Origin of the sequence: Proteiniphilum saccharofermentans (genome assembly GCF_900095135.1) — a bacterium.
Classification (GTDB): domain Bacteria; phylum Bacteroidota; class Bacteroidia; order Bacteroidales; family Dysgonomonadaceae; genus Proteiniphilum; species Proteiniphilum saccharofermentans.
On the sequence record NZ_LT605205.1, the window covers coordinates 1,875,237 to 1,897,634 of the forward strand.

The 22,398-nt window shown below is 43.7% G+C and carries 15 protein-coding genes; 4 read left to right on the forward strand and 11 right to left on the reverse strand.

The window, feature by feature from the left end; genetic code table 11:
• Positions 1-38 precede the first annotated feature (38 nt).
• The 4 genes from PSM36_RS07280 to PSM36_RS07295 all read left to right on the forward strand — a co-directional run bounded on the left by PSM36_RS07280 (position 39) and on the right by PSM36_RS07295 (position 5,370).
• Positions 39-866, forward strand: a complete 828-nt coding sequence (locus PSM36_RS07280) for a tetratricopeptide repeat protein (RefSeq protein WP_154670980.1) — start codon at positions 39-41, stop codon at positions 864-866.
• Positions 867-893: 27 nt separating this feature from the next.
• Positions 894-1,766 (forward strand): KPN_02809 family neutral zinc metallopeptidase, encoded by an 873-nt coding sequence (ypfJ, locus tag PSM36_RS07285; RefSeq protein WP_076930271.1) that lies wholly within the window; start codon positions 894-896, stop codon positions 1,764-1,766.
• Positions 1,767-1,855: 89 nt separating this feature from the next.
• Entirely contained in the window at positions 1,856-3,463 is a 1,608-nt protein-coding gene (locus PSM36_RS07290; RefSeq protein ID WP_076930274.1) for a CotH kinase family protein, read from the forward strand.
• 272 nt (positions 3,464-3,735) lie between these two features.
• Positions 3,736-5,370: a PAS domain-containing protein gene (locus PSM36_RS07295; RefSeq protein ID WP_076930276.1), complete on the forward strand. Its 1,635-nt coding sequence runs from the start codon at positions 3,736-3,738 to the stop codon at positions 5,368-5,370.
• Between the two features lie 170 nt (positions 5,371-5,540).
• On the opposite strand, the gene PSM36_RS07300 is transcribed toward PSM36_RS07295, so the two are convergent.
• The 11 genes from PSM36_RS07300 to PSM36_RS07350 all read right to left on the reverse strand — a co-directional run bounded on the left by PSM36_RS07300 (position 5,541) and on the right by PSM36_RS07350 (position 22,268).
• Positions 5,541-7,409, reverse strand: a complete 1,869-nt coding sequence (locus PSM36_RS07300; RefSeq protein WP_076930278.1) for a BACON domain-containing protein — start codon at positions 7,407-7,409, stop codon at positions 5,541-5,543.
• 55 nt (positions 7,410-7,464) lie between these two features.
• Complete coding sequence (locus PSM36_RS07305) at positions 7,465-8,823, reverse strand: ankyrin repeat domain-containing protein (protein WP_076930280.1); 1,359 nt, start codon at positions 8,821-8,823, stop codon at positions 7,465-7,467.
• Positions 8,824-8,844: 21 nt separating this feature from the next.
• On the reverse strand, positions 8,845-9,576 hold the full coding sequence (locus PSM36_RS07310) for a YrhA family protein (protein WP_083710972.1): 732 nt from the start codon (positions 9,574-9,576) through the stop codon (positions 8,845-8,847).
• Positions 9,577-9,579: 3 nt separating this feature from the next.
• Positions 9,580-10,191, reverse strand: coding sequence for a hypothetical protein (locus tag PSM36_RS07315; RefSeq protein WP_076930285.1), 612 nt, complete (start codon positions 10,189-10,191; stop codon positions 9,580-9,582).
• Positions 10,192-10,203: 12 nt separating this feature from the next.
• Complete coding sequence (locus tag PSM36_RS07320) at positions 10,204-11,553, reverse strand: hypothetical protein (RefSeq protein ID WP_139224127.1); 1,350 nt, start codon at positions 11,551-11,553, stop codon at positions 10,204-10,206.
• A gap of 34 nt (positions 11,554-11,587) precedes the next feature.
• The gene (locus PSM36_RS07325; protein WP_076930289.1) at positions 11,588-13,129 is read right to left on the reverse strand and encodes an SH3 domain-containing protein; all 1,542 of its coding nucleotides are present in this window, start codon (positions 13,127-13,129) and stop codon (positions 11,588-11,590) included.
• 54 nt (positions 13,130-13,183) lie between these two features.
• A complete protein-coding gene (locus tag PSM36_RS07330) occupies positions 13,184-13,930 on the reverse strand; it encodes a PP2C family protein-serine/threonine phosphatase (RefSeq protein ID WP_076930291.1) in 747 nt (248 codons plus the stop codon).
• A 23-nt stretch (positions 13,931-13,953) separates the two neighbouring features.
• The gene (locus PSM36_RS07335; RefSeq protein ID WP_076930292.1) at positions 13,954-14,445 is read right to left on the reverse strand and encodes an FHA domain-containing protein; all 492 of its coding nucleotides are present in this window, start codon (positions 14,443-14,445) and stop codon (positions 13,954-13,956) included.
• A gap of 34 nt (positions 14,446-14,479) precedes the next feature.
• Positions 14,480-17,827 carry an AAA family ATPase gene (locus PSM36_RS07340; RefSeq protein ID WP_076930294.1) on the reverse strand — a complete coding sequence of 1,116 codons (3,348 nt, stop codon included), beginning with the start codon at positions 17,825-17,827 and terminating at the stop codon, positions 14,480-14,482.
• Positions 17,828-17,836: 9 nt separating this feature from the next.
• Entirely contained in the window at positions 17,837-21,235 is a 3,399-nt protein-coding gene (locus PSM36_RS07345) for a protein kinase domain-containing protein (protein WP_076930298.1), read from the reverse strand.
• 73 nt (positions 21,236-21,308) lie between these two features.
• Positions 21,309-22,268 carry a zinc ribbon domain-containing protein gene (locus PSM36_RS07350; protein WP_083710973.1) on the reverse strand — a complete coding sequence of 320 codons (960 nt, stop codon included), beginning with the start codon at positions 22,266-22,268 and terminating at the stop codon, positions 21,309-21,311.
• Between the last annotated feature and the right edge of the window lie 130 nt (positions 22,269-22,398).

Here is a 22,398-nt window from a genome sequence, read left to right on the forward strand (position 1 = left end):
CAGTTATTTTTGTGATTGATATCTATATAATAAACAGAATGAAGATTATTTTTACGGTTATATTGTATTTCTTTGCTTACGTACTTTCGGCACAATCGTTGGATTATATGGGATGGGTAGACCGCTCAGCCAACCATATCGAGCAAAACAGGCTCGATAGTGCTGCAGTGGCACTGCAAAAGGCGATGGCGCTGGAACCGGCAAATGAAAATAATCCCGTTTTACTACTCAATCTCGGAATACTGCAACGGCAATTGGGGCTCTATGATGATGCATATATTTCATTTACCGCCTCCATGGGAAATAATCCGATGCCTAATGTGGTATTGCACAACCGGGCTTCCCTTTTGTGCGATATGGAACGGTTTGATGAGGCGATGGAGGATTATAACACCCTTATCCGTAACTATCCGGATGATGTGGAAGCCTATTACCGGAGAGGCTTGCTTTTTCTGGAGAAGAATGAGAGAGCCAAAGCAGAGGATGATTTCAAGGCATCGGATGCGATAGATCCGGACAATATGTATACGAAACTGAGCAAAGCATTGCTTTATAAGCTGGATGATAATTGGGAAGCTGCAGAGCAGGTTTATACCGGACTGATACAATCTTCTTCTAAAGTTGATCCCAGCTTTTATCTGAACCGTGCGGAATGTTATGTAAATACCGATCAGATATTTAAAGCCTCAGCCGATTTACGGGCCGTGGAAGGATCGCAGAAAGCAAATCCTTATTTTTATATTCTCCGGGGACGTGTTCGCCTTGGACAATTTGATAAGATAGCTGCCCGGGCCGATTTTCGGAAAGCCAAAGAATTAGGATATGAAGCCGATCTAGTGAATGATTGGCTGAAAAAAACGGAATAGAAATAGAATACAACCAAAACATGTTTCATGAAGTGGATCAATAGAAATGACAGCCAGGCCAACTATGAAGACCGTAGGGGCAGAGGCAGAGGGAGAAGAAACGCTGCCATCGGTGGAGTAGGAGCGGTCGTCATTGCGGTGATAGCATTGTTGTTAGGCCAAAATCCTTTCCAGGCATTAGACATGGTAAACAGTATTGCTCCGGGAGAATCGACTGAGGTAATAGATCCTTCCAGGGTGAATGAGAATGAGGAACTGAAGGTTTTTACGCTGGGAGTGTTTAACAGCGCCAATGATGTGTGGGAGGAAATATTCCGGACACAACTGAATAGACAATATATACGTCCTACCCTGGTTACTTTTACCGATGCCACGGTTTCGGAATGTGGTGGAGCTACGGATGCCGTAGGGCCATTCTATTGTCCTGCAGACCAGAAAATGTATATCGATCTCAACTTTTTTCATCAGTTAAGAACTGATTTCGGTGCTGAAGGTGATCTGGCAATGGCTTATGTGACGGCTCACGAAATAGGGCACCACGTACAGAAATTGTTGGGGATCATTGATGAGATGAATCAATACAGGGGGCAGATCAGCGAAGCGGAATTCAATAAACTCAATGTGAAGTTGGAGTTGCAGGCCGATTTTCTGGCAGGAGTCTGGGTGTATCATGCACAGCAGATGAACATGATTCAACTGGAGCCGGGCGATCTGGAGTCGGCAATCAGTGCTACCACGGCGGTCGGCGATGACACTATTCAGAAACGTTCGAGAGGGTATAGCGTCCCCGATTCGTTTACACACGGTACCTCCGCGCAACGTACTTACTGGTTCAGAAAGGGCATGCAGACCGGTGATATCAGTCAGGGAGATACGTTCAATGACCCGGCTCTGCGGTAGGAAAATAATTATCATATTGGTTAATTTTGAACCATAGTCTTTTTGAACTTGTTTATGAACTATAGTGTAATTAATAGAAAAACTAAAGCATGAAATATCTCAAATACCACACTGCATCGGGACTGTTCCTGTACTTCATATTATTTTCTTTTTTTATCTCCTGTTCGGATAATCGGACGGAAGAGTTATCCTCTATCTCCCAACTCGACTCATTCACTTTCCATCCAAAATTCAATAAAGATTTAGAGGACGCTGCATTGGTTACAAGATCCGGTACGGATATAACCGTATTGATCCCTTACAGTGCATCATTCGACGGTTTGATCGCCACATTTACCTATTCGGGTGCATCAGTGAAAATAGGAGATGTTGAACAAATCAGTGATGTCACAAAAAATGATTTCAACGAGCCGGTCGTTTATAGTGTTATTGCTGAAGACGGGACAAAAACTGATTATACTGTTACCGTTATAAAGAATCTGCCACGTATACCGAGAGTATATGTCAATACAGCAGGGGGTGCACCTATTCTGGACAAAGAGAATTATGTTAATTCAACGGTTAGGGTTGAGGATATTGATAAATATTATACTGATGGAGACCCTGTTATCACAACAGCCGGAATAAGAGGGCGGGGAAACTCAACATGGGGAATGGATAAAAAACCTTACCGCGTAAAGCTGGACAATAAGGTATCCCTTTTAGGTATGAGTAACGACAAGGACTGGGCGCTCCTTGCCAATCATACTGATAAGACATTGTTGAGAAATATCACTGCGTTTGAGATCGCGAAGATAGCCGAAATGAGCTGGACTCCTGCATCCATCAGTGTCGATTTTTACCTGAACGGAACATACCAGGGAGTATATGCATTGACAGAACATGTAAAGGTTTCGAAAGAAAGGCTCGATATGGAGTTGGTGAAACCCACCGATAATTTGGGGGAAGCGTTGACCGGTGATTATTTACTTGAATTGGATTTTCATTTTGATGAGCCTTCCAGATTCAGAACAGATAGGGGTTATCCGGACAAAGGACTGCCAATCATGTTCAAAGATCCGGATGAACCGACAAGTGCCCAGTTTGAATATGTAAAGGATTATTTCAATACGGCTGAGCGGGTTTTATATTCGGATAACTTTAAGGATCCTGAAAATGGCTACCGCAAGTATATTGATGTAGAGTCGTTCATTAAATATTATATAGTGCAGGAGCTTGCCAAGAATGTGGACGGCAATATGCGGGGCAGTTGTTATATGGCTATTCGCAGGAACGGAAAAATCGAGATGCCGTTAGTATGGGACTTTGATATCGCCTTTGGTAATGCCGACCATATCACTTGGGAACAGGGAGCTACTTCCGCGGGACCTGATGGCTGGTTTATTAAAACTCAATCGCCCTGGTTCGACCAGCTATTTAAAGATCCCTATTTTGTGGCAGAATTAAAAAAACGGTGGAACGAACTGAAACCCGGATTGGATGAAATCCCCGGTTTTATCAGGGATCATGCTCTCGCATTACAGGATGCACAAAAAAAGAATTTTAGTCCGAAACCCGGAGGCGCCGGATGGAGCATCACAAAACCCGAATGGAATACAAAGATAATCAGAGGATCCTATGCTGCTGAAGTCAACTTTTTTGTGGATTTTGTGGAAAAACGCCTCCAATGGCTGGATACAAATATAAATGGATTATAACTATACCCCGGTTTTTCTCTGTCATAGATCAGCCATTGCTAATTAACAATTAGCAATGGCTGATTGAATATCAGATCATACCATATCCCTAAAAATAGGGATGTTTTACCTGAAAAATAGCTATTTATTGTGATTGTAAACACCCTCCGGATTCCGTAATTTTGTTTTGTAAAGGAGTACAGAACCGGTAGAGTCCACAAGAGAGCCTTTTGTATGACAAATCAATTATCACAGCGCAAAACAAAAGAGCTCCGGCAAAAACTATTTTTATTATGCAAGAGAAAATAACCAATACAACATTTGAGAGTTTAGACCAGAATAAACTCCAACGGATGCTCCATATCAAGCAACAGTATGATAAAGGAGTGTTGTCACTCGATGAAGCGAAAAATCGTGTAAAAAGTGAAGTGGGGAGAATTTCGCCCGAAGAGTTTGCCGCCGCCGAACAGATGTTCAAGGACGAGGATCCCGACGAATGCCGTAACGAAGATGTACGTACTATACTGGAGGTATTTGACGGATTGATCCAGGCTGATGAGCCCGGTCTTCCGTACGGTCATCCTATAGATGCTTACCGGCGGGAAAATAAAAAAATGAAGGAATTGCTCCAAAGGGGAGATGAATTGGCCCAAAAGCCGTTTATACTGAATCCTTGGTTGGAGTTGATGGAGCAGATTATACAATATAAAGTTCATTTCAGCCGCAAACAGAACCAACTCTATTCTGCGTTGGAGAGGAAAGGGTTTGACCGTCCTTCTACCACGATGTGGGTATATGACGACGAGATACGAGATGAGATGAACAGTGCATTGGAGATTTTGCGGAATGGAGATGTAAACCCGGAATTCTTTTTCGATGCTTACAGGCAGATGACCGTCGACCTGAGAGACCTGATGGAGAAAGAAGAACTGATCCTCTATCCGACTTCATTGAAACTGATTCCGGAAGAGGAATTCGAGGAGATGAAATCGGGCGACAGGGAAATCGGATTCTTCCTGATCGATATGCCCGGTCTCAATCAACGTACATCTCCTGAAGAAGCGAAACCTGTAGCAGAGCAAACCGGTTTGATGGACGACCTGGCTGCGTTGCTGGCAAAGTATGGACAAAATATAGAGACAGACCCAAAGGAGAAAGTCCTCGATGTGGCTGAAGGCAAACTTACGCTTCATCAGATAAACCTCCTTTTCCGCCATTTACCCGTGGACATCTCTTTCGTAGACGAAAACGATCTCGTGAAATTCTATACCGATACCGCTCATCGCGTTTTTCCCCGCAGCAAAGGCGTTATCGGGAGAGAGGTGCGTAATTGCCACCCGCCCAAAAGTTTGCATATGGTGGAGGAGATCATTGAGAAATTCCGCAGCGGCGAGCAGAGTAAATCGGAATTTTGGATCAACAAACCGGGACTTTTCATTTATATCGTGTATGTCGCTGTAAGAGACAAGGACGGGACTTTCAGGGGAGTCATGGAAATGATGCAGGATTGTACGCATATCCGCCAGCTCGAAGGCGAGCGGAGACTGCTTACCTGGGAAGAGGTGCAGCAACAGCAGAATGGGGGAGAAAAGGTAGGTGCCTCCCAAAGTGCCCAAAGCTATCAAAGCTCTCAAAACCTTCAAAGTTACGAGAACGATGAGATCGGAAACGGAGAAAGCGATGATGACCTAAACGGTGGTGATGGCCCAATTGTTATTACTGCTGAAACCAAACTAAAATCATTGCTCCAACGATACCCTCAGCTAAAGGATGATTTACCCGGTATAAATCCCCGATTTTCCATGCTGAAGAGCCCAATGGCAAGGGTTGTATTGCCTATCGCCACGCTCAAAATGATGAGTGAACAATCGGGTATGCCTCTACAGGAATTGATTGACAAACTAAAAGATCTTATTGCGACTTATTGAACCTCTTGAGAAATATACACGCGCCATCTTGAAGATGGCACGTGTATAAAAATGATAGCGTAATACTTTTATTTTCCCGCATCTTTCCCACTGCCTTTTATAAACACAGAAGGTACCAGTGGTTCGAGGTTGTTCGCCTTTGGTGCGCTGACTGCCTTGGTGAGCGGAGGTTACTTCAGGATTTTATCCAACTCATCTACTTTAAGAGTAGCTTTTCCCAAAGTGGCTTCCCAGAAATTCAGACTTGAATTGTCATCATCTTTACCTGCATAACTCATTTTCAGGAGCATGTTATCAACAAGTTCCCATTCCGTATCTTGTATCTCCCGTGCTTCTTTGGTCAAAATAACAGTTAAAATTCTGAATTCTTTCTGGGTATTGGGATACGCCGGTTCTCTTGCCCCAAATCTTTCAATAATATCTTCAATACTCCATGTCTCAGACTTTTCGGCTGCAAAATAACCATCGGCTAATGAAAACCTGCTGTCGGGGATATTGGACAGACCCGAATAGAATGTCACATCAGGAACTTCTTCAGCCGAGATAAGTCCCATGAGATAGAGTTCCAGCGGAGCATAAGTTTTGTCTTCAATACCCATGGTAGCTCCCTGGGCATCCCATGTTTCACTATAATTGATGTTAGGAGCATGGTACCACTTCGGATTTCCTTCAATATTAGCAGTAAACGTTTTCTTGTCAAATCCTCCCAGCATTCCGTTCACATCACTGAATCCCCAGTGGGCAAAAATTTCATGTTCCTGTTCACCTATCAGTTGATATGTGGAGCGAAGGTAATTTGCCCATGTGTGACACAACTCGTGTTTAATAATCTCGGGATTGAATTCCTGGTATCCTCCAAAAAGAATAGTCCCGAACAATTTTTCTGCATAAAGGTTATGATTGTATATACTATTACCTTCAATTTCTCGACCTATTCCTTTTATATTGTTCATTAAAGTCGAGTAGCCCCCGCCAATAAAATATGAATCGTCTTCATAGACATAAAAGGCAAAATCAAATTCATCCTCAAATTTGGAGTAGATGAGTCTCAGTAAATCGTCATTATTACGCCCTTTATAATGTGTGGCGATTACCCTTCCCGAAGAGTGTAAATAGAAATCGTCCCCCAGATCAGTTATCCGAATATTACCTCCCTGGATAATAGTGATAAAACTCTCCTTTCCGACACCTGTGACCTTTATCTGGCCGACTCTTCCTGTATAACCCACGTTTTCAGCAACCTGAAGCACGATGCTGTACTCCTCCAGACCTCTTGTCTGGCTTTGAGATATTGTAATCCATTCCTGTGCTCCATCCATCACGCTGCACTCATACTCTATATTGGTAGTGACCGGAATTCTTAACTCGCCGCCCTTACTGTTTATTTCAAATTCTTTCTGCGTCACGATGATTTCTTCGTTCTGACTCTGAGTGACAGTGATGGTGGATGTCTGATTTTCATAGGCGATGGTGACCGTGCCTGTCCTTGCATCATAGGTCTCATTCTTTGACGCCGACAGCACAATGGTATAATCGGTCAGCGATTTTAACTGAGTGACGGACAGCCATGACTTTGCGCTTTCAGAAACAGTGCAGGTATAGCTCACATTTGCTTTAACCGGTATGTTGACGTTGCCGCCATCCTTTCCGATGGAGAAACTGGCCTGTGAGATTTCAAAACCTTTCTTTGAAGCCTGTTGAACAGTCAATGTCAGTGTCGCTTCACCGGCGGAAATTGTGACCGTTGCACTTCTTGTCTCATATTGGGTGTTCTCTCCGGCGGAAACCTTTAGTTTGATGTTTTCTCCGGCACCACCGCTTGAAGGCGAAACTGACAGCCAGGACTCCGAAGCCCTTGCCGTCCAATTGCTGTTGGTGCTGAATACAAATTCCGAAGAAGCAGCACCTGCCTCTAACGAGATGGACTGGGAAGTTCCCGGTGTGATAAATCCTTTGCTAATTGGATCATCTTTAGTACATGAGATAATGTTTAGAAACCCAAGAAAGGCGACAAACAATGTTGGAATTGATCGTTTCATGATAATTGCAAATTAGAAATTAATAATCGGAATTTTTCAATTAAAATATTATAACTTATGTGATTAATGCTGTCATCCCTAGTTCTGCTTCCTCTTTCAGGGAGATATCTGCCAGTTGAAGCGACAGTGATAGCTTACTATATGTCTCGTAGGATACATTCAACGAATTTGTATTGTATTCCGGATTGTCGGGCGAAAGAATGAACCCGCCACAATCAAAAGTGAGGGGAGCATTATAGGGGGCGTTTGAATCCTGATCTTGCCAAAAGGCAGTACCTTCAATATGCCTCCCGCTTACCGTCTGAATCGTTATATGGAAATAATCCAAGGAGAGATGCTTCCCATTTTCTATCTCCGCAATTGGAAAGTTTTTTGAAGTTGTGTGATCTTTTCCTGCTCCCGAAGGAAACCATGTTGTCACCGTAGCCTTTAGGGTGATAATGTGACGGTTGTTTCGCTTTTCCAGGAGTTTTTGCACCGTATCCATCTCTGCACCGTATAGAAGCAGTAGCTGTCCCGCTTCAAACCAATCGAAATCATACGATAGCAGCAGAGGGTTCAAGGTATGTCCATCGCCAAGCACGTTTGGATTGGCTCCCCTTTCGAGCAGATCCCGGATCAGGTCAATATCTGTATGGTCGCAAGTCACTATCGCATGTATCAGCGGCGGAAAATCGTCTAAACCTTTATTGGGATCCGCGCCATATTTGAGTAATAATCTTGCTTTCCGAATCGTTTCTTTGGAAGGGGGATTTCTTTCTTTACCGTTTTCCCCCTCTTCAGGCAAGAGGCAATAGGAGAGGGGATACCATAATAAACCTTGATCCACCCCTTGCTTGTTTGGACTGGCACCAAGTTCAAGCAGCCATTGCATCAATTTTACCGGTTTATCGTCATAACATGCATTCAGAAGCGGCGTGCTGTCATCTCCTGCATACATGTTCGGGTCGGCTTTGTTTTCCACCAGGAACGTCAATAATTTTTTTGCATCTTTCAGGTTTTCAAAAACCTTTTTGATGGTGACATAATATAATGGGGTAGGTTGCCAGTGACGGAATGCACCGACTGAAGTCTGTACGTTGAACGTATTACCTTCGGCAATATAGCGCTCCATCAAGTCATACTCCTCAAAAGCGGCAAGGGCGGCAGGGATATTCTCCATCTCTTCAATACCGACTATCTCTTTGATGGTTTTATCGGGATTTTCCTTTATTCTTTTGATCAGAAAAAAGTAAGGTACCAGGGTCTCGTCGAATTGCTCTTCATTATCTCCCGTAAAGTGGGAGAAGATATCGTAAGTACGCATTGCTTCCAAAGCAATTTTCTTCCTGTTCTCAACCAACTCCTTTATCCTTCCTCTTGATAAGAGGACAGCGTTATGCGCTTCTAAAACTGCTTTTTCGTAATCATCCATTTTTTATCTGATTTCTATCACTTATACCCATGCATCATATCTGCCATCGTCGTCAGTAGATGTTTCTTCCAAATAGAGGAGTCCGGCTTGTGGGTAACCCTGCTCTGCCGCCCTGGCAAGCCAATCGAATCCGGTATCGTAGTCCTGTTCCACAACGCCGCCCTCATACATTAGCAGCATGGCCAGTTGATATTGTGCTTCCGCATTTCCGCTATCGGCCATCAAAGTGTAGTATTCCAGTATATTCTTCGCGAAAACAGGATCCTCTTTCATCCTACTATACACCATTGAAGAAATAACCTCATTTTCCTCTGTCGGCAGGTATTTTTCTGAAATTTCTTTTTCCAGGAATTCTTCAAAACTGTTGTATTCGTTCCATATTTCAAAACTGGTAATGTCCCTCGTTTCGTATTTTTCAACGGCGGGATTAAATGTGAAAATATCGTCATCGACACGTCCAAAATAGAGCAGTTGATCGTTGAAAAGCTCCAGTTGTTGTTCCGAAAAGGATACAATGTCGATCAACTTAAAATTGGTCTGTGGGTCGGTTACAATATCTGTTCCGTAAAGTTCCACGCCATTGAAGGCGACTCCGTTACAATGTTTTAAAAAATCGGCATAACCGGTTGGAATGAGAGGTAGGTTGGAGTTTTCCAATTCATTGTTTGCCCACTTGATATCTTCTGCGGTGACAGGACGGACGATCATAGCATCATCCAAGAACATGATTTTACGGTAAAAAGTGCCCATCATTTTTTATTCTAAGAAAATGACTCTTACACAGGACATTCCTGCTTTTAATTCTGTTTCCGATTGAAATTCAAAAGTACCATTTTGTTGCAGTTTTATGGTGGATTGATAAATTTCGGTAGCGTAGATAATGATGGCGTCGAGGAGGTAGCTCCCACCGTTCCGTGAAATAATGGCCGGTCGTATGGTTTTTTTCAAAAACCGCAGATCTTTCATGGAAGGCCCATCTGAAAACTCAATTTCATCCATATCTTCCACAAGCCGCAAACTGCCTTTATCCGTCCAAACGGAGTCAAGGACAAATTTAACGTACGGTACAACCGTCTTTTCGTTCAGGATCAGCCCCAATTTGCCGAGATTATTGAAAACGGCATCCCGTGTTCCTTCTATCCGGATAATGTCGTTATTCTCCTCGTTCCACAAATAGTGCATTGTGACGGGCGGTATCGTCGAAAAAGTCTGTGCCGATAACAACCGGTAATCCTTAAAGAACGGCAACAGGGTTGTTTGAAGGTGTGTCTTTTCTTGAGTGAACAGGTCGTAGCTCGATTGGGAATTGATCAAAGGAATCAGTTCCGCATACTTTGACGAAGGGATATCTGAAAAGTTGTGTTGCATTGCATTTATTGTTTATCGGTTCTTCTTCACCCTGACTATCCATAAAAATATCACGACCAGGATCAATGAGATCGACAGGAAGATTTTGATTTCCAAACTGCCGGTATTGAGATTTGAGATATTCGAGTGGGGAGATGAATCCAAAAAGCTTACCACATCAACATACGTGGAATAGATGGTAATCGCCGAAAGGAACATAAACAGTATTTCGAGGGTATTGGAATGGCCTTTTTGTGATTCCTGCGTTTTTTCTTCAATCAGCTTCTGGATGATCGCTTCGCTACGCTCGCAGTTCTGGCGGTTTTCGTCGTAAGGATTTTTGTCTTTGAATTTTCGCATAAACAGATTTTGCCAATGTTCAATGGCTGTTTTGCGGAAATTGATGCAGTGCAAAATATAGTGCGTGTTGATTGTCATTTTCCGTAAATCGCTTGAAGTGAAATGGTTGAAAGCACTTTCCACTTTGTCTTTTCTGAGAAATCTTTTTTTATTGGTTTTCGATAAATCGCTGTCGTTCATCAGTTTGATTATCGCGTAATTGAGATTTCCAATGGAATCGTAGGTGTTTATTTCGGCGAGTAAAAGGTTGTACGGCTCAATGATATCTTCGATTTCGACAAGCCCTGTTGTGTGGCCGGTACAAATAATTGCCGATTGGTCGATGCCGTGAACCTCAAAAGACTCCATTTTTTCATACTCATCACTGGTTCCGTAAAGTTTGCGAATATCATCTACAAGTTCCCGGCTTTCGCCCGAAAGCACCGTCAAGTCCTGATAAGTGTACATGTCGCTTTCATCAATGGATAAGACATCTTTTATCTTCAACGGAATGCCAAACCAGTCTTCACCAATCTTCACGTAATCCTGTTTTTGCAACTCTCGCAAAATTGGTTCCAGTTGCGGAGTCCATTGGTTCAATAGACGTGTAATAGCGACTTGGCGATGGCTTATTTTTTCCAGTGCAGCTACATTATCGACCTCAAACACAAGGCGTATATTCAGATATCCGTAGTCGGTAATCCGGAATGTGCAATCGCTTAACCTGCAGCCATTAATCCCTTTCATGAGAGAGTCCCCATTATTAGTCTCTTCAATGAGAAAGAGGCCGAACCTTTTGAGTGTTTCTTCATCAGGTTGCAGGTCAATACATGGGTACAGGTTATGCCCTTCGGCCTGAACTTCCGAATAGTTGCGCCACCGGGCTGAGACCTTTCCCTGAAAAGCTTCCGGAGACGTAAAATCGACCGGTTGTTGCAAAATGGTTTGCCCTTTAACGTTAAGTGTATCGGTAAACTTGGAGAGTTTCTTTTCGTTTACCTTGGCATGGTACATCCACATACGTGTTAAAACAAAATGAATCATGATTTATAATATTTTGTCTGAGTTTTCAATTGCATTAGTATCCCGAATGAGTCGTTGTTGTATCTATATAGGAACCTTTGTATTTCCGGTCGAGTTCTTTCGATTCTTTGCGAGAACCGTATTCTTCGAACCCGCAATGCTCGCATTTGTAGGTTTGCTTATACTCGCGTACCAAATAGAGCACATCATACACATCGTTATTGTATGTGTTGGTTGTGTGTGTAACCTTTCGTTGATTGACGGCTCTCGATGATGTGCTGCCGTCGCTCCATTTTGTAATTTCTGTATCGTGTACCCATTCACTGCTCGACCGTGAGCCAATCCTGGTACTTTTAGTCTCTTTACGCCACTCCTGATATTCGCGCATAAATTCCTCGCTGTCGTATTCAATGGTATATAACGATTTGCATTCCGGACAGCGGTTCGAGGGAAAATCATCAAACCATTCCAAGATTTTGGGTGTGAGCCACCATGTGGCAATAAGCAGTATCGGAATGAAGTACCACCAGTGTAAGGGGTAACACAAGCCCAAAACAAGCCAGATGTATGTACAAATGATAATAACAGCCCAAATAATTTTTTGGAATATGTTATTTGAAATAAAAATTAGTGGATAGCGGAAACGGAGCAAACCGAACATCAAGAATGGAATGATCTGATTGAGGAAAAAGAGAAAGCCTATTACGCCAATCAAAACGAAAACCAACAGAATGTAGCCTGCAATTTTAAACCAGATTGGATGGCTATCTTTATCTATATCCCCTATTTCAAAGGCATTTGAAGATATTAACTGCGAGAAGAAATCCATATCAAGAAATGTAGAAACTAACGGGAGATATTTCAGGAAAAATGAGTTGGGCATTCTGATATAATCCGTAGTATAAGAAGTAGCCACACCATTTTCATAAGTAATCGTGGGTGAGTAGAATTTGCCATCATTTTTGTCAAAAACACGCAAATCGTATTGGGCAGAGAGCCCTTTTGGAGTTTTCTTTACAAGTATGGCAGGGCGATAAAGTTTTTCATTCTCTTCAAAAGTTTTTCCGATATATTTTTCCTCAAATTTCTTTTTCGAGAGATAATAGTCGCCTCCATTGTATTCGTATTTGAGCAGGTTATTACCTGTGAGGGTTGTAAGATTGTGAACACGAACTTCACCTTGCTCTCCGTCCACGGTTTTGAACTCCATCATCCGGTTATACTGGTCGCCGGTTTGTTCCAAGAATGTTACTGTATCACCGTTCTTTACCGCAGTTTTCTCATTCTCGGTAATTAATTCCACATTATAGATAATACCTTTGTTGTCTACGGCTTCCTGCGGTATCCATCCCCTCTGTCCATCTTTTGTTGCTACCAGAAAGCGAAAATCGCTAAAATCGACTCCCAGAATGGTCAGTGAATCACCTTTGTCAATAGTGGCAAAATCATCTTTAAAGTCGGAAAGTTGTGTCTTTTGAATGGCAGCAACACCCATATTGGCCGGTTTGTTTCTCGGGATACTGTTATAAATTACTACACCAACAAGAATCAGTGACAAGACGAAAAATAGAAATGTACGGTCGAAAAAATGTTTCATATTTTTATTATGTTGTGTGTTTGAATGATAGTTTTGTATTTGATTATAATGTAATTAGCTTATAATTTTTAATAATATCACGCTTACATTATCCTTGCCGCCCGCATTTTTTGCCGCTGTTATCAGGGCTTCTGCAGATGGATTTTCAGTCAGTATCCGCTCTGTTTCTTCGTCGGGAAGCATATCGGAAAGTCCGTCGGAACAGATAAGATACAAATCCTCTTCCAATAGTTGTCCACCCAGGTTTTTGATGTCGATAAAAGCCGACTCTCCCGCTCCCAACGAGTTGTAAATCTGGTTGGAATCCTGTGAAAGGCCGCCTGTGAGCTGTCGTATCGAATGGTCGGTAGTCAACTGTTTGAGGATGCCACCACGAAAACGGTAAAGCCTGCTGTCGCCGATATTCAATGCAAAAACCATCTCCCCGTAAAAAAGCAGTCCGCAAAAAGTGCTCCCCATTCCTTCACATCCGGGTAATTCGTGACTTTTCCTGAGGATAAGACGGTGTGTTTCTTCCGTCCAGCGTTTCAGGGATGAAGCAACTTCGTCTTCATCCAGTCCTTCCGGCAAGGCGAGTATGAAATCATCGAAGCATCTAAGGGCAATTTCCGAAGCAAATTCTCCACCGTCGTGCCCGCCCATACCGTCGGCGACAACGGCTGCGAACCGTGCGGTATCTGAAAGCTCAAAGATTTGTTTCGCACTCCTGTCGCGGAAAAATTCGCCGCCGAACAGGATCATGTCTTCGTTGTTGACCCTGACGCAACCAATATCGCTGTTTATTTCCGATTTTAGAAGCATAGTATCAGTATTTGTATTTATATTTATTCGACAATGAATCTCAAATCATAAAATGCGATTGTGTCGCCCGTTTTAAAGGGTGTGGGACATTGAGAGACCAGACGGACATCGTTCAGAAAAGTGCCGTTGGTCGAGTCCAGATCAGTAATTTCCCAATCGCCTGTGCCGTTTCTTTGTAGACGCGCATGTGTTCCGGAAACATAACTCTGTGAGCCGAAAACGTGGACATAATTTCCTGCCCTGCGTCCTATGACTGCGCCGTCCAGAAGTTGCAAACGGGCGTTCAGCGCGTTATTAACCAGAAATTTAGGTTTGACGGGTTGTACATCCGGGCGGACAACGGGACTTGCGGCATCTTTTGCCGCTGTGAGTGGGTTACCGCATTCGGTGCATATCTTGCCTTTCTTAAAGCCGTGCCCATGAGAACAAATCCTCAATTCCTGGCCGCATTGGTCGCAGTAAAAACTGTCGGATTCTATTTCTTTGTCGCAAAAGGGACATCTAAGCAATTCCATATTCTTTCTTTTAGATGTGCAGTTGATGATTTAGTCAGGGGGTGGGGAAGTCTTCCACTCTCAATTCTTTATATTCATTTTTGTCAAAACCGGGCTCATACATCCGTTTCTCAAGGCGGCTGCTTTGCCTTCTCTTTACACGGTCGAAATAATTTCCGACTTCACGGGCATTGGCAAAGTTGCGGCTCCTGTTTTCATATAGATTGTTAAAGTAGTCCTTCATCACTGTTTCGGCCTCGGGTGTGAGGTGAAGTTGGTCTTTGGAGGCTTTCATCAGGAATATCCGGGTCATCTCTTCGCCTGTATAATCCTCAAAACGGATGGTTTTTGTGAAACGGCTTTCCAATCCGCTGTTGGTGTTGATCCATTGTTGTATTTCACGTGGATAGCCGGCGGCGATGAATACCATTTTTCCTTTGTAATCGAGCATCAGCGGTAAGAGAGTGTTGGTGGCTTCCTGTCCGAAATCACCGCTGCCCTCACTTTTGAGGGAATAGGCTTCGTCAATGAAAAACACGCCGCCAATGGCACTTTTTACTTTTTCTTTTGTGTTCGGCGCTGTCTGGCCTACATAGCCGATCACCAGGTCTTCGCGCTTCACCTCCACCAATTTGTTGGTTGGCAGCACGTCCAATGCATGGAATATATCGGCCATAATTCGGGCAACGGTTGTTTTACCCGTTCCCGGATTGCCCACAAAAAGATAATGGTCGGCGACTCCCTGGAATTTTTTACCCAGATCTTCCGCTTTTTTCCGTTCCACTTTGATATAATCGGCTATTTCTTTTATCTCCTGTTTCACGTTATTCAGCCCGATCAGTTGATTGAGTTCGCGGAAAATATCCTCTTCATTGAGGGCTTTCGGTGGATCGTAAGGAATATCTTCCGCCTCAAAAATATGGTATGCTTCATCGGGAAGGATTTCGCCGTTATCTTCTCTTGCCATAAGCCTGTTGGCCCTGCGTGTATCGGCTTGTTCCAGCAGTTTCACCATTTCACCCGCGTTTCCAAAGTTCTCACGCTTAGCGTCGACCATTTGTACAACCAATTTTTTCAAAACGATGATTGCCTCGTCCGTCAGAATATCCCTGTTCTTCTTCGCGTTCAGCATGAATATTTCGACGAGCTGGCCGGGCGTGTAATCCTCTATGTGAAGCTTGGCGGTAAAACGCCGTTCCAGACCGGGATTCGCATTGCGGATAAACTGTTCTATCTCGTTACGGTAACCTGCGACAATCACCACAAATTTTCCCGCATCTTCGCTCATGCGTGTCATAAGGGTTTCCACAGCCTCTTTTCGTGTGCCGTCCGTGTATCCCTGCCTGTCGGCAAGGCCATACGCTTCGTCAATCAAAAGAACTCCACCCATGGCTTCATCGCAGGCCTTGTTGGTCTTTGTCCCCGTTTCGTTGACGATGGAACTTTGCAGGTCTTCGGGTTTTTTTACTACCACTTTCGAAGAAGGCAGCAAACCGATGGCTTTAAAAATTTCTCCGAGTTTATTGGCAATAGTGGTTTTTCCTGTTCCGGGATTACCCGTGAGCGCGATATGAAGGTTGGTCAGTTTGGCATCACCCAGGCCCTTCTCCATTTTCCGCCGGTTAAATTCCAGTTTGTTAGCCAAATCAAATATCTCGCGTTTGACGCTGTCCATACCGATGAATTCGTCGAGTTCGGCAAATATGGCGTTGAGGTCTTTTTCTTTTATGTTCTCTTCGCCTTCGATATCGGCACGGGTAAGCACCGAAAGTATATCCCGCGTTATTCCGGTCGTGGAACGAAGTTTCTGCAACCGCAAACTCCGGTTACCGATAGCCTTTTTAAGTGTGTTCAGCACTTCCCGGGCATTGCCGAAGTTATTTTTGTCGCGGGCGATATAGATCTTTTTGAAATAATTCTGAAGATGCTTATCGGCCTCTTCGTCAAGGGTCAGTCCCTCTTTTTTTGCCATGCGACGGAATATTTCACTCAATTCCTCCGGTTTATAGTCGCGGAAATTGACTGTTTCGTTGAACCGGGATCCCAAGCCTGAATTGGTACCCAGGAAATCCGCCATTTCTTTGGTATAACCTGCCGCTATGCAGACGAATTTTCCCCGGTTGTCTTCCATCAATTTCAGAAGCGTATTAATAGCGTCTTTTCCGAAATCATTTCCCGCCAAATCATACGCTTCGTCAATGAACAACACCCCTCCCATTGCCTTGTCTACCGCATCGGCGGTAGCTTGCGCGGTTTGGCCGACGTATCCTGCGATCAGGTCTTTTGCGGCGACCTCTACCAGATGGCCGCTTGGCAGCGCCTCGATGGAAGCCAAAATATCGGCAAAGATGCGCGCGATGGTGGTTTTACCGGTTCCCGGATTACCCAGAAAGAGGAAATGGTCTGCTATTTCACGTTTGGCGTTGCTGCCTTTCAGTTCATGTTCATCGTTTATCTTATTGATAATTTTCTGTACGGTGGTTTTTATCTCGTCAATGCCTACAAACTCATCGAGTTCAGCCATGATATCATCGTAGGTTTTTTCCTTGAACTCTTTGCCTGTGATATCATCTGCTTCGAAAGTCGTTGCGTTAAAGTCGCGTTGTATAGCCTTTTGCCATATCTGTTCGGCTTTTTTTACGGCAAAATGGCCGTTATTGCCAAACAGGAAATCCTCATGCTGATTGCGGAAAGCGTACTTGAAAACGCGTTCGAGTTTGGCTCGGGCATCATCGCCGGGTTCTAATTTATAGGTGTTTTTCAGTGTGGTGGTGCAGATGTCACAAAGTTCCGAAGCACTGCAATTGGCCAGTTCAAAATGATATTCGAAACGGCTTGCTATGTCGGCGTTTGCACGCATAAAAGCGTTTAATCCCGTTAATCCCGAAAGGATAACAATGGGGTCGTTGTTCCATTCGCCGTTCATGCATTTGAAGAGTTTGTCGAGTTTGTTAATATCATCGGACTCTCTTTGCGGAACAAGTTTCTGTGCGTTTTCAATTACCAATAAGCCTCCTTTGGCCTTAGCGATATTTTCATCCCATTTATCTTCCTTCGAAAAGTTTTCATAATCCACTGCATCTATCATTTCCGCTTTTGGATTTTTGATGATTCCTGTAGAGTGAAGCAGCGATTGAATGACTCCTATCAGTTTGGTTTTTCCGGTTCCGGTATTGCCGGTGATGACCATATCCATACCGGGACGGATTTTTACACCTGTTTTTTTTGCCCTTAGCGCCAACATCTCACAGATTTTCACCAGATCATTCAAACGGTTCTTTACCTGCTCCATTCCTACTAAATCCTGTAAGGGGGCATTTGATTTTATAATGACGTTTTCACCGCAATATTTACAGAAAACAGCTTTATCACGATTGGTTTTATTGCATTTCGGACAATCCATAGTTTTAATTTACTTGACAAAAATGAAATCTACCTGTTTTTTGGTTGTATAGTTTTGATAAGTTCCTGAAAACTCCGTGAAATCATCGTTGAATTTTCCGTTGTATTCGCCATCGAGATTCCCGTTGTTGGAGTGCACATCGTCGAAATGAAAAGTCTTGTCTGCCATATTGATGGTGCCTTTTAAACTTTCGGAGATCATCTCCCGGTACTTTACGCTGATAGAGGCCTCTGCCGTTTCTTTTTCCACCTTGGAAATGATAAAAGTCGCTTCGCGTTGGTCGAACGTTCCTTTCCATTCTCCCTGTAAAACGGTGTATTGTTGTTGTTTTGCGAATTTTTTGGTAGCTGCTATGCCTGAAATGGAAACAAAGCCGAAAGCAATCACTCCCAGCACGATAATGGAGACCCAGGGAACGATCAGTTTCCGGTAGAATGTTTTTGTATTTTCCCCGATATCACAGGTTAAATCGGATACCCGGTCTTCGATAGAAGATTTGAAATATTCACCTTCCCCGGCATTGAAAGCAAAATTCAATGGTTCCACAATGCGCTCTTCAGGGGACGGATCGAATAAATCCCTGTTTGTTCGTTTGCTGGCAGGTGATTTCACAATACGAATCACCATAAAAACCAGCATTGTAACCAATAGCGCGGAAGCGAGATAAACCAGATAAGGCGCGAGGAAAAGCAGCCCGAAATATGTGGCAACTGCGAAAAGCGCTCCTATCAGCAGACATCCCAGACAACCGAGATCGTGGCTTATATCATACATGGCATATACCGTGGCGCTGATGCCCGCCATCGCAGCCACGATATATATCCATGAGGAATGGAAATCCCTGTCCCGGGGAACATCCAGGGTCAACAGGCCGTAAATCACTATAGCCGACGCGATAAAAGTAAGGGTACCCACAATGGTTTTCGAGAGCAGGTTAAACCTGTATTTCCGATTTAAGCTGTTCACGCTCTCTTCGAGTTGGTTTGTTGCGATACGGTAATTTTCTACATCTTCGTGGTTCTTATCTAATTTTTCCAACAGAGTCATGTACTGGTCGGTAGCCTCTTCATAGGCGAATTGGGGCGAAAGGTCGCGGTGAGGGTCTTCCTGGAAGAAAATCGTCAGCCATGCCTCCAAATAACCTTTTTCCAATTCTTCCTTTATTTCCTTTTTCGGAATTTGTTCCAACTCGTTGAGTGTAAATACATATTTATCATTTTTCGGGAAATAGTAGAAAGGATCGTAGCCAAGTCCTGCGATAGCTTTGTAAATAGCTATTTTCCAGTCATACGGGCCGGCTTTGTTCGTGTTCTCTTTTGACTCGATATCGGCACAATATTTTATCCAGTCGATTTTATCGTCGTAAACGCCCCCTTTCGATTTGAAGTAATGATAAAGTCGCGTATCGTCAATATCCAGCATTATATCCAGTTGTCCGCTTGCATATGAGTCATTATCTTCATGCTGGATATATTCATCCAAATGCATATTCATGTAGTCGCCTATTTCTGCCGCAGTAAAAAAATAGTTATCGGCATTTTCGTCGAGTACAAAATTGTAGGATACTTTCGGGTTAAGATTATAGAGCACTATCCAAATATTTTCGTCATGTCCCTTGATCGAGCGGATTTTTCCTTCCAGCGCCTTGTCTCGTGTACCTATCCATGTAAGAAAGCTTTCCGTTAATAAATCTTCATTTGATTGGTCGCTGATAGTGAAATCCATATCGGTAAGGTCTCTGTACGTGAGGTGAAGGATATCATTGATGGTGTGGCATTCAACTGTTTCTCCGCCTTCACAGGCAATTGTCCAGGGCAAAGAAGGATCGAGCGCATAGATAAGCCGGAGCATTGCATCGCGGTTGTCTTTGCCTTTTTTAAACAGCGGAACCAGTTTGTTCACTTCCCCGCGTCCTGTGGTGTTGAGATAAATGAAGAGCTTGTCGTTCTTATCCGCCAGGGCCTGACTGTAATAGTCGAAATTTTCCTTGAGTGTGGCTGCTATCTCTTCGTTTTCTTCTATGGCCCGGTTGTTGATATCGACATATTTCAGGCTCGGGTCGAGAAAGTAGCAGGCTGCCCAAAAACCGGCTTCCTTGTTTTTGGGGAATTGGTTATCGGTAATCTCGTCAACCGGATTCGACAGTTCCGTAAAGTTTATCTCTTTGAGCCACGCTGAAATTTGTCCCCTGTATAAATAGGTGGTTGCCAGTTTCTGGTCTTCAAGCATGAATTTCACCAACTCCTCACGCGATTTCGCAATCTGCTTTTTTGAAGCGTTATAGACAATATTGAAGAGGATGTTTTCCTCGTTGTATATATCTTCGCCTTTCGCCCAGTTTACGACTTCTTTAAAACCCGCGCGCTTTTCGGGATCGGCAATGGTTAAAGCTTTGACAAGTTGCAACAGGCGCGGCGGCATATCCTGCGGGTAGGGGAGTTTGTTGTTCTGTTTCAATGTCCATAAGACACGTTCTCCGGGCGCACGGTATCTTTCTTCACCACCTTCCCAAAGCACGAGCAGCATCATACCCAGCGAATAGAAGTCCATACTTTTGGTAATGGTGATTCTATCGATGATCACATAATATTCGGGGGCGGCGTAGATTTTGGTACGCATCTGGATCTTTACTTTGGCTTCGCCGTTTTTGTCGCACCGGATAGCGATACCGAAATCGGCAAGCGAAAGGTCTTCTACCTTGTTCTCCTCTTTTTGGAAAAAGAAATTGGCCGGTTTTACATCGCGGTGGATAACCTGCTTTGAATGAAGGAAATTGAGGCAGGCAGCGCACTTAATCGCGATTTCGCTCAAAAGCCGTTCACCTTCTGAATTGTGGCTGATGGTAATCTGGTTGAGCGAGCCACCTCTACAATATACCATTAATTCGTAATAGTGTTGTTGTCCGGTCTTTGGATTTGTCCAAAACCCATGATGAAGCGTGTCCACAAGAAAAGTCAGGGAAGGATTACCTGAATTTTGACGGACAATTTCTATGATATCCTTATCCGGCTCAATATCGGTTTTGTAGAGTTTGAGGGCAAATTGGTTCTTGCCGTCTTCTACAAGGTAAACGTCGGCTTCGCCCGTACCTTCGGAAAGGGAATCGACCACACTATAATTGATGTTGTTCAGCAAAAAACCGGTTTGTTCGGTTTGCCGTTCGATCTGGCGGACGACTTTGTCGATCTCTTCCTGCCTTTCAGGGCGCATGGTTTTTTCCGCTGTTACCGTACCCCGTATGGTTTTATCCACGCTTGTTTCTCCCCGTGTGGTTTTATCTGCAGCCCTTGTTGTTTTTTCCACACCGGTTCCGCCGCCTCTTATTGTTTTTTCAGTGCTTATTTTGGGACGCATGGTCTTATCTGCTGCATTGTCAGCTGGTCTGATTGTTTTTTCGATATCGCTCATCACTGTTGAATGATATATTCTTTTATACTTTTACCGCAATAACTGGTTTCGGTCGCTTCACGAAATAGTGGATTCAAATCTCTTGCCTTACCCAGACACTGGTATCCCTATCTTCAAAAATCCATGTCCCGCCCTTAAACGGTTCCGCACAATCATTGGGTTTCTCGTGTACACAACCGTAAGCATTGCATTTCCAGCCGACTTTCACTTTTGTTTTTGTGATGATTTCTATTTTTACAGCGGTATAATAGTCACGTTGCATTTGCGGTGTCATCCCGGGGTCGGGGATCAGAGAGTTGAGTATTTTTTTCATTTCCTCCAATTTTGCCTTGTATTGTGCCCACGCCTCTTCTTTGCCTGGTATGTTGAGAGAGAAAGTTTTTCGTGGTTTTGGTTCCGTCACCGGCAATTTCGGGGTTTCCGTTCTTTCCTCGTACTTTTGTCCGCGAAAAACGGCCAGTAATTCTTTGTATTGGTTTACAAATTCGCGGTTTTCATCCGAAAGTTCCGGTATTTCTGTCGACGTTGCCTCTTCTCCGGTTTGGGAAAGAAGGAAGTCTTCGAGTACGGCAAGTTCTTCGGCAATGGCGAGCGCTTTCTTCAATTCGGGTTTTTGCCGTATCTGTTGCAACGCCTCCTGAGCCAAAGCATTGAGCGGTGTATTGCATTTACGGCAAAAACTGCGGAAATTGAGCGTTTGACAGCCCGGGCACATGATGCCTGTTTTAGGATTACCGCATTCCGGGCAAAACATATCATTGCTGCTTGTTTTAGCTCCGCAGAATGAACAGAGTTCAGCATGCAGGTTTTGCCCGCAATGGGGACAAATTTCCCAATTGGCTTCCGTAGCCGCTCCGCAGCGCACACAGGCGTTTGCTTTCAGATTCATTCCACATTCGGGACAGAACTTATCGGCAGCAGTATGCGCCATGCCGCAGTTAGGACATTGGTAACTTTTTACCTCAACATGTTGGGTATGTTGTTTTAGTTCCTGCTTTTGTTGCTGTTGAGTTTGGTGTTGATTTCCACTCATAATTTTTAACAGTTAACTTGCCTGCGAAAATAGTGAACGGTAGGAAATAAGTGCGTGTCAGTACAACAAAAAACAAGTCAATACAACAAAAAACAGTGAAATGAACTATTTATTATTAGACCCTATCCAT

Bases quoted from the DNA above. Each gene is read 5' to 3' on its own strand.
- PSM36_RS07280 (WP_154670980.1), top strand. From the start codon at position 39: ATGAAGATTATTTTTACGGTTATATTGTATTTCTTTGCTTACGTACTT.
- ypfJ (WP_076930271.1), top strand. From the start codon at position 894: ATGAAGTGGATCAATAGAAATGACAGCCAGGCCAACTATGAAGACCGT.
- PSM36_RS07290 (WP_076930274.1), top strand. From the start codon at position 1,856: ATGAAATATCTCAAATACCACACTGCATCGGGACTGTTCCTGTACTTC.
- PSM36_RS07295 (WP_076930276.1), top strand. From the start codon at position 3,736: ATGCAAGAGAAAATAACCAATACAACATTTGAGAGTTTAGACCAGAAT.
- PSM36_RS07300 (WP_076930278.1), bottom strand. From the start codon at position 7,409: ATGAAACGATCAATTCCAACATTGTTTGTCGCCTTTCTTGGGTTTCTA.
- PSM36_RS07305 (WP_076930280.1), bottom strand. From the start codon at position 8,823: ATGGATGATTACGAAAAAGCAGTTTTAGAAGCGCATAACGCTGTCCTC.
- PSM36_RS07310 (WP_083710972.1), bottom strand. From the start codon at position 9,576: ATGATGGGCACTTTTTACCGTAAAATCATGTTCTTGGATGATGCTATG.
- PSM36_RS07315 (WP_076930285.1), bottom strand. From the start codon at position 10,191: ATGCAACACAACTTTTCAGATATCCCTTCGTCAAAGTATGCGGAACTG.
- PSM36_RS07320 (WP_139224127.1), bottom strand. From the start codon at position 11,553: ATGATTCATTTTGTTTTAACACGTATGTGGATGTACCATGCCAAGGTA.
- PSM36_RS07325 (WP_076930289.1), bottom strand. From the start codon at position 13,129: ATGAAACATTTTTTCGACCGTACATTTCTATTTTTCGTCTTGTCACTG.
- PSM36_RS07330 (WP_076930291.1), bottom strand. From the start codon at position 13,930: ATGCTTCTAAAATCGGAAATAAACAGCGATATTGGTTGCGTCAGGGTC.
- PSM36_RS07335 (WP_076930292.1), bottom strand. From the start codon at position 14,445: ATGGAATTGCTTAGATGTCCCTTTTGCGACAAAGAAATAGAATCCGAC.
- PSM36_RS07340 (WP_076930294.1), bottom strand. From the start codon at position 17,827: ATGGATTGTCCGAAATGCAATAAAACCAATCGTGATAAAGCTGTTTTC.
- PSM36_RS07345 (WP_076930298.1), bottom strand. From the start codon at position 21,235: ATGAGCGATATCGAAAAAACAATCAGACCAGCTGACAATGCAGCAGAT.
- PSM36_RS07350 (WP_083710973.1), bottom strand. From the start codon at position 22,268: ATGAGTGGAAATCAACACCAAACTCAACAGCAACAAAAGCAGGAACTA.